Below are 8,272 nucleotides of genomic sequence, written 5' to 3'. Positions count from 1 at the left end.
CAAGATTCACGCCAACGCTTCCAAACATCAAGCCCTGTCCCATGGGCATATTGAGCAAATGGAGCGTCATCTCCAAGCCGAAGTGCAGGAGCTCTTTGCGCTGGCAGAACAAGCGGATCAGTCTGTAATTCCCGAGGGCGTGAATCTGCCCGAAGAGATCCAGCGTCGAGAAGACCGGTTGGCCGCAGCCTATCATTCAGTTGAATGTTCATTTTCAACGAGGTTGTGTGGCAAAAGCGTGATGCTGACATAGGGCAAAAGATGACGTTGATTAACATTCAACCAATATTAAGTTCATGATAAACATCAGGGTCAACCGTAATGTCAAGCGTGATTTTTTGTGTTACGACTGCACGTTCTATCACCGACTGACCGATACAATCCCGCAAACATTTTCGCCGTAAAACGATGAGAAGCGAGTTTGACCATTTCCTCACAACGAATGTGGAAGCCCTCCATGCGTTCTATTTTTACATTTTTCAAAATGTTGTCAGAGTGGTTTCTCTGATTGATATCTTCTGGTCGAATTGTGCTAAAGCTTCACCGCTACTTTCGTTCGCTAGCAGACTGCCGGATTATTCGCTTAACCAACTGATTCTATTACATCGGCCATTTTCTGAGAATTTACAGATAGCACTATAAATCAGCATGTTGTATTTTTTCAAAACCGAAAGTCCGACATAAGCCTGCTAATTGTGATGAAAACGTTGATCTGCCGATTTTTGGGTAGCGGGCGGGGCTGCTTCCAGTTCAGCAATCACGTTCTTGATATCCTGTAAAAGCAGACCCGCCATATCTCGTGAAAACCCTTCTCGAATGACTAGCCGTAATACGGCGATTCCGCCTGCATTTTCCGGTAGGGTGTAAGCAGGAACCTGCCAGCCCCGAATACGCAGCCGTTCGGATACATCAAATACACTATAGGATTTGGCTTTTTTGAGGCGTACGGCAAATACCGGAATGGCGCTGCCATCACTCAAGAGACTGAAGGGCCCTGTTTTAGCCATTTCGCCAGAAAGCCAGAGGGCAGTATCCCGTAAATTCGACATGATTCGCGTGTAACCTTCCCGCCCAAGACGCAACAGATTGTAATACTGTCCGACAATCTGGTTGCCCGGGCGGGAAAAATTGAGGGTAAAAGTGGGCATGTCGCCGCCCAAATAATTGACATGGAATACCAAATCATCCGGGAGATGTTCTTCACCCCGCCAAAGCGCCCAGCCCACTCCAGGATATACGAGTCCATACTTGTGCCCGGAGGTGTTGATGGAAACCACATTGGGCAGGCGAAAATCCCAGTGTAAATCGGGTTGCAGAAAAGGGGCCACAAAACCGCCGCTGGCAGCGTCGACATGAATGGGAACCTGCAACCCACTGTGCTGATTATGGGCCACAAGGGCATCGTGGATTTCTTTGACCGGATCAAACTCCCCAGTAAAAGTGGTACCCAGTACCGCGACGACACCGATACTGTTTTCATCCACCATAGCCAGAACTTCGTCGGCAGTCAGGGTATATCGATCATCCTGCATGGGAATATAACGCGGTTCCACTTCCCAATAGCGACAGAATTTTTCCCAGACGACTTGCACGTTTCGGCCCATGACGAGATTGGGTTTTTCCGTGCTCAGGCCTTTATTCTGACGGCGTTTACGCCAGCGCCATTTCAACGCCATACCCGCGAGCATGACGGCTTCGCTGGAACCAATGGCCGAGACGCCTACGGGTTTTTCTTCGGGGTTGGCATTGAACAAACGAGACAACATGTTCACACAGCGGGTTTCGATTTCGGCGGTCTGTGGATATTCATCCTTGTCGATCATGTTTTTGTCGAAAGTTTCAGCCATGAGCTTTTCAGCTTCAGGCTCCATCCAGGTAGTAACAAAAGTGGCCAGATTGAGCCTGGCGTTCCCATCTAGCATGAGTTCATCATGAATCAACTGGTAGGCTGTTTGCGCAGGCATTTCTCCATCAGGCAAACGGTATTTGGGAATGGGGTGATCCATGGTGCGGGATCCATAAGCCGGGGTAATATCGCTGTCTTTGGCAAAACGCTTGACCATGTGGGTCTCCTTGGTGATGGGCGAGAGCTTCCTGCTTTTGGTCTCCGCACAGTGGTTAAAGTTCCTGCTATAAAAGGCCACCCGCTCAATCAGGCCACCCAGGAGTTCTGTGGGCACATCCTACTGGGGCGCGCCGATTTGGCCATAGGAACAAGACTCATGACGCAGCGATTCTCCGCTGACCTTGGTAAAATGGTAGCATGGTCAGCAAAGGCTGTAATTTGGGGAGGATGCATGTGCGGACGCTATGGATTCATTCACAGTCCAGAGGATCTTCAGCAGGCCTGGGGAAGTTTTCGGGTGCATGGCGCATTCCCGCCTTCTTACAACCGTGCACCAGGTCAGATGCATCCGGTCCTGCGTCAGGCTCCGGATCTGCGTCTCGAACTGGTGCCCATGCGCTGGGGATTTTTGCCGGGCTGGAGTACCCGCACCCAGATACGACCGATCAATGCGCGGGTGGAAACCGTCGCGACGCAACCGCTGTTTCGGGAAGCCTTTCGTCTGCGGCGAGCCGTGATACCGGCAGACTGGTATTTTGAGTGGCCTTTTATTCCTGAAGATCCCTCTGAAAAACAGCCCGTACTCATCCGGGCCAGGGATCAGAGCATTCTGGGGCTGGCCGGCATCTGGGATCGACACAAGGGCACAGAGGGTCAAACCGAGGATACCTTTGCCATTCTCACCGCTCCTGCCACCCCCCCCACACTGCAGTCGGTGCATCCACGAATGCCGCTGGTTCTGAATCCTCAGCATTGGTCGCTTTGGTGGCATCCGCACGCCCAGCGCAAACATCTGGAACCCTGTTTACAACCCGCAGCGACGCTTTGGGAAAGCTTTCCCGTGACCCCACAGGTGAACAGCCCCCGTTTTGATGAACCAGAGGCCATTCTGCCTTGGGATGGAACACAACCGGCATAAGGACATTCAACCGTTCACCAGGCGAAAAGTGGACTTGCGTCGCGCGGAATACTTACTATATAAATATATAGTAAGCGCTCAAGAGGGATTCCTCATGCGTACTATTCACGCAAAATCTTCCCAGAAACCAGCGCGGTCAATGGTTTCAAGACCGTTAAGTTTCATTTGGGTCATCATTCCCGCCTTGCTGCTGGCCGGTTGGCTGGGTCGTCAGTCTTCCAGGTATGCACCCGATCATTGGAACCTGTTGCAGGGTATTGGTGTTATCCATTCTATCGGGGGCTGCCTGAAACAGGATCAAGCAGGGCAACCAGCAAAAGGTCAAAAGCCACATACTCTTCAGGATGACATTTATGCATAGTTCGATCAGCGCATTTCCAGGCAGTACGAATCGGGCGTTGCTGGCCACAGCACCCCGTCCTTTGCGGTCGGATTTGCCTCATTGCCGGTTCCCGCTCATGGTTTCCCATATTGCGGCAGGTTTTCCGTCTCCCGCCGATGACTATGTGGAAAACCAGATTGATCTGAATGCGCATCTTGTTCAACACAAGGAAGCGACGTTCATTCTCCGAGTATCGGGCTGGTCTATGCGGGATGTGGGCATATTTGATGGGGATGAAATCATCGTGGATCGAGCCATTACCCCCAGCGATGGGAAAATCGTGGTTGCGGCCATCAATGGAGAATTCACCGTCACCATCATTCCACGACAGGGAAGCACTTAAAGGCCCTTCACTGGCGTTGAACTGGATCCCGCGACTCGCTGTGGGTTCCATATCCCACAACAAACCGCGTTCAATGTTGATATTCTGATAGGTGAAGGCATCCTCCACGCCAATCAGGGACGGCGGTTTGCCAATTTCCACCGAAAAATGGGAAGATGGCACGATTTTTAAATACGCCATGGGTAATGCCCCATATTCGCTGATTGTGTTGGTCGCTGAAGCCAAGGAAGACGCCAGGGTAGGAAAGCTGTAAGTCCCGGCCTGAATGTAAAACTGAATGGGGCCATTTTCTTTCTGGATAATCACCATGCCATTGGTGATATCAGCGCCCACCCGTTTGGCACCCAAAGTACCTGGGTCATCCTGATAGAAGGCCATGCCACTGGCAATGCCTTGCACGTCAATCTTTCCCAATGGTCCAGCTCTGGCCCGTTCTCCGGCGCAACTGAGCGTCAAGGAGCAGGTGATGTCTGCCTATCAACCGTGTGCGGATAAATCCTCTGTACCGCTTTGTACAGATTTATAGGAACAGCGCTATCTCCAGTATGTCCCCAATCTGGACACAAAGTGGTGCCAGTCTGTACCCACTAAGTGGATAGACGTATAACATGGATCCAAGCACCTTTTTTCGCAATGGGCCGAAACTGGAGCCAAAGTGATGCCAGTATGTATCCAGCACACTCTCTATAAAAAAATCACCGGCCATATGCTCCAAAACCGGCATAACGTAAACATTATGATGGCGTTTTTTCCCCCTAAAAAAACTCCATGAAAAATGCTCCAAATGGAGCGTAGCATAGGGAGGACATCCAAACGGTTCTGCGAACCTAAAAAAGGAACCCCATTTCTGACCTGTCCAAGGCCTGACAAAAAAGCGCCATCCATCCCAAAGGCTAACCCTCAATCATGTTTTAGGCGCTTTCCCTACGGATGTTGTCGTAATCGCCGTTTTTAAGGCCTTTTTTCATGAGAGGCTACTGGCTGCATTGAAGCCAGTACTTCACCCAAAACGGGTTCCCCTTTGGTCTCCGTCCGGCCAATCCGCAATACTTCCTCCCGCAGCATCAAGCATTTTTCCCATTGGAAAGGTATCAACAACATCAATACGGTGTAGAAAATGCTCGTGTGCTGAACTGTCAAACAATTTCCATCCTCCGTTTTCATTTTTTAGGCAATCTATGCGATTTCAATATTTGCCTCACCCTACGCGGTGTACATCCAAACTCTCGGGCTAAAATCGATGCAGCTTTCCGTTCCTGTCCGGGTGCCTCGGTGAGTAAGCTTTTGTATGCTTGAATGACTTCCTGAGGATCAACCTGCGGTGGTCGACCCTTGCCTCGATCGAGGCCGTAGTACTCTGGTGCGTGATTCTGCGCATACCACGACTCTTCGAGAAACAGTCGCATGTAGGTGGCCACCATGCTGGGATAAAAGGGCAGAAATTCGTCGAAAAAAAACCAGCCGAACACTTTGATTAATTGCGGGGGCGTATGTCGAGATTTTTCAATGAGTGACTGCACGCTCTTTGCAAACTGGTCCGGTCTGGCGATTGGCGGAAATTCACTCTGCACTTCATCCATCAGCGCGTTGAGCAGGTTAGTATCAACTTGTTGTTTGGTATCAGATAAAAACAAGGCTTTTGTTCTGTTGAAAAGATCATCATCCAGTAACTCAATGTCCTGTGGGGCCGTCAAAGCAAGATCCATCAATCGGAGTATGCGCAAAGGGGCCAGTTCCGGATTATCTCTATTACTCATGACCTCTATTTTTTTGTTTTCTCTTTGCACGGCAATATGGGCTTGCAAGACTTTTTGCCTTGCCAGAGCTGCTGGATATAGACTTGGCCGCCTTTTGGGGTCATGTAACGCACAGGTTTTGCCGATCGTTGATTTTGTCGCACCAGAACGTTCGGGTATAAGGCGAAAGCAGAATGCACAGTGTTTCCTGGCAAATAGTTCCTTTGCACGGGGATCCCGTGTATCTGCACATCGGATGACTTTGTTTTCATAGTGTTCACGGCACTCATTCTCTTTTCGAGAGAAAGCCAGCGCGCGATCCTTCTCGTATCGGAGAAGTTCCTTCGAAAGTGCATTGAAAAAATTATTCAATTCGCTGTAGATGCGGTCTGGTTCGCTATGGTGGTACTGTTCGTCCCAGCCCATGAGTCGGTATGCCTCCTCCATTTTTTGAGCGAGATCGTAGTCGGCAAATTCCCCCTCGGCATATCCTTCAGGTCGAAGCATAAAAAAATCTCGGCCCGTACCTTCCAGCGTCTTGGTCGGTTCGGCTTCATGAATCCGCTCAGCTAAGCCCACACCGAACCGTGAATCAAAATTAGTCGGTGCGCGCTGAAAATCCGCTAACACAGCATTCAGACACTCCCACCGCTCTTTGTAGCGCGCCTCGCCGTCAGGCCAGCGCTCATACCCACGGAAGGTATCTTTCAAAAACTCCCGCCAGGCTCGACAGTAGTCAGCGAGTTTTTCCCGCATATTTTGCATTGTCGCCCTTCCTATTGGCACCTTCATCGTATTCAGTTGCAGTCATCCCTGATCCGCGTATGTGAAACGGAAATTATTCAAAAAGTTGCGCCGTGCAAGCGTTCCTGGATTTCAACAAACTTGCATCCTGACAGAGCAAGAAGAGGGAATACAGTGAACACAAACGATCATAACAACCCACGATTGATCTGACTCCCCGAAGTCATGTCCATGGTCGCGCTGCGACGCTCGTCCATTTACGGGCTCATTGGGAAAGGGCAATTCCCCTCTCCACGAAAAATCGGACGTGCCAGCGTTTGGTCATCAGCCGAAGTCCAACAATGGATTGAGGATATCTTGCAAGTCAGAGAGGCGAGTGACCAGCAATGCGCGCCAGAGGAAAAGGGTAGAATCAATCAATTTCTCACTGAGGGGTAGCTCGAAGAACCGGCCTCAGTCGCAAACTCTGCCCACATCTGCATCAGCTTCCGGCGCAGGTCGAATAGGTCCGAACGTTGGTATGCTGCCTCGACCTTGTTCGGGTTGGTGTGGGCAAGCGCTTGCTCCAATACTGCGGCCGGGAAATGGGTTTGCTCGGCACCCCAGTCTCGAAACGAACTGCGAAACCCGTGTACCGTCACATCGGCGATCACGCTGTGAAGCGTCTTGTTCACGGCCACATCTGACAACAATCCGCCACGGGCGCCGGGGAAGATCCTGGGATTGTTGCCCATCCTCCACGCCTGCATCTGGCTCAAAATAGCCATGGCGGCATCAGACAGTGGCACCCGGTGCGGTTTTGCGGCTTTCATGCGCATGCCGGGTATCGTCCAGATTCTTGTGTCTAGATCGACCTCTTCCCAGGTGGCACCACGGGACTCCCCAGAACGTGCGGCCGTCAGAATGGTAAACTGCAAACAATAGGCAGAGATATGCGATTTATCCCGCAATGCTGCCATGATATGGGGAATGTCGGTGTAAGCTGAAGCGGCGTGATGCTCGCGCTTACTCACCTTGCCAGGTTCTGGCAATACTTTGTTCAATATGCCTTTCCATCGTGCCGGATTTCGGGTGCCATCACACCAGTCATGTACAGCGGCATAATCCAAAACCGCCTCAATCCGCTGACGCACTCTGCTTGCCGTTTCTGTTTTGGTCGTCCAGATGGGCAGTAGGATTGATTTCACATCCGCCAGCGTCACCTCTGCTGGGGCTTTGGCCCCGATAACCGGGAAGGCATAGTCACGCAGGGTGTTAATCCATTGTTGCGCGTGTTTGACATTTTTCCAGCCGGGCCGCTTGGCTTCAAGCAAATCTTGGGCGCATTGCTCGAAGGTCATGGATACCGTCTCCGTGGAGGCATCAATACGCAGTAATTCGCCGGGATCACGGCCGTCGGCTTGGGTCTTGCGCATACCCTCCGCCAGAACGCGAACATCTTTTAGCTTACGAATGGAAGTGGGTCCCAATCCAATCTCACGTACGCGTCCTTTCTCCTTGTAACGAAAGACCCACGCACGGCTGCCGCCTTTCACGCGTAGATAGAGATTACCACCGTCGCTGTGAAACCCTTCGGGCAGGGTATCTACCTGTCGAACGGTGAGTTTTCCAATGGTCGTCGCCATCGTGTTATCCTCTGATAAAGTGACACTTCGCCAAACGCGTCTGTCTTACCGTTTATCTTACCCGACAACATGGCTTATGGCGAATTTCGTCGGACTTTAGTGGATAGATATTTTTATAACATGATGAATGAAAATACTATTATTAATGATCTTGAACGCTGGTGGACATAGGGTTGGACTTCACCCTCTCCGCCAAAAATATAATACAATTTCGTGGAAAATGAACCAGGTCATGGGTAAACCATATTGACGCTGTTTTCTGCTGAAAGCTGACAAGTCACAGGCGCTGTTTGACCCCCTCAAAAACACACGACTTCATCTGCGGCACTGATCCAGCTGGACAAGCCTTTCATGGAACTTCTGCTGACCCCGCTCGGTAATGTTTCTATAGCCTGTGCCTTTAAAGAGCTACCGCAGCACTGGACCTCCAGGCCCAATTCCAACAGTTCACCCAACAA

6 protein-coding genes and 1 pseudogene are annotated in these 8,272 nt (G+C 50.8%); 3 read left to right on the top strand and 4 right to left on the bottom strand.

What is annotated here, in order from left to right; translation table 11 throughout:
- A pseudogene (locus HAP95_RS07630) lies at positions 1-187 on the top strand (IS5/IS1182 family transposase); the annotation flags it as partial.
- Between the two features lie 502 nt (positions 188-689).
- Here the strand turns inward: HAP95_RS07630 and gad are convergent.
- Entirely contained in the window at positions 690-2,063 is a 1,374-nt protein-coding gene (gad, locus tag HAP95_RS07625) for a glutamate decarboxylase (RefSeq protein ID WP_215883678.1), read from the bottom strand.
- Positions 2,064-2,297: 234 nt separating this feature from the next.
- Between gad and HAP95_RS07620 the strand changes: the two genes are divergently transcribed.
- Positions 2,298-2,984 (top strand): SOS response-associated peptidase, encoded by a 687-nt coding sequence (locus tag HAP95_RS07620; protein WP_215883677.1) that lies wholly within the window; start codon positions 2,298-2,300, stop codon positions 2,982-2,984.
- A 272-nt stretch (positions 2,985-3,256) separates the two neighbouring features.
- Here the strand turns inward: HAP95_RS07620 and HAP95_RS17625 are convergent, their stop codons facing one another.
- The gene (locus HAP95_RS17625; RefSeq protein ID WP_438263653.1) at positions 3,257-4,123 is read right to left on the bottom strand and encodes an outer membrane beta-barrel protein; all 867 of its coding nucleotides are present in this window, start codon (positions 4,121-4,123) and stop codon (positions 3,257-3,259) included.
- Positions 4,124-4,869: 746 nt separating this feature from the next.
- The gene (locus HAP95_RS07605) at positions 4,870-6,210 is read right to left on the bottom strand and encodes a hypothetical protein (RefSeq protein ID WP_215883676.1); all 1,341 of its coding nucleotides are present in this window, start codon (positions 6,208-6,210) and stop codon (positions 4,870-4,872) included.
- A gap of 204 nt (positions 6,211-6,414) precedes the next feature.
- Here HAP95_RS07605 and HAP95_RS17475 point away from each other — a divergent pair, with 204 nt between their 5' ends.
- Positions 6,415-6,627, top strand: a complete 213-nt coding sequence (locus HAP95_RS17475; protein WP_226832643.1) for a helix-turn-helix transcriptional regulator — start codon at positions 6,415-6,417, stop codon at positions 6,625-6,627.
- Here HAP95_RS17475 and HAP95_RS07595 read toward each other — a convergent pair.
- On the bottom strand, positions 6,606-7,814 hold the full coding sequence (locus HAP95_RS07595; protein WP_215883674.1) for a tyrosine-type recombinase/integrase: 1,209 nt from the start codon (positions 7,812-7,814) through the stop codon (positions 6,606-6,608). The genes HAP95_RS17475 and HAP95_RS07595 overlap by 22 nt on opposite strands.
- Positions 7,815-8,272: the final 458 nt, after the last annotated feature.

Source organism: Acidithiobacillus sulfurivorans (genome assembly GCF_018853815.1).
Classification (GTDB): domain Bacteria; phylum Pseudomonadota; class Gammaproteobacteria; order Acidithiobacillales; family Acidithiobacillaceae; genus Acidithiobacillus; species Acidithiobacillus sulfurivorans.
This window is presented reverse-complemented; position numbering and strand designations above follow the sequence as displayed.

Bases quoted from the DNA above. Each gene is read 5' to 3' on its own strand.
- gad (WP_215883678.1), bottom strand. From the start codon at position 2,063: ATGGTCAAGCGTTTTGCCAAAGACAGCGATATTACCCCGGCTTATGGA.
- HAP95_RS07620 (WP_215883677.1), top strand. From the start codon at position 2,298: ATGTGCGGACGCTATGGATTCATTCACAGTCCAGAGGATCTTCAGCAG.
- HAP95_RS07605 (WP_215883676.1), bottom strand. From the start codon at position 6,210: ATGCAAAATATGCGGGAAAAACTCGCTGACTACTGTCGAGCCTGGCGG.
- HAP95_RS17475 (WP_226832643.1), top strand. From the start codon at position 6,415: ATGTCCATGGTCGCGCTGCGACGCTCGTCCATTTACGGGCTCATTGGG.
- HAP95_RS07595 (WP_215883674.1), bottom strand. From the start codon at position 7,814: ATGGCGACGACCATTGGAAAACTCACCGTTCGACAGGTAGATACCCTG.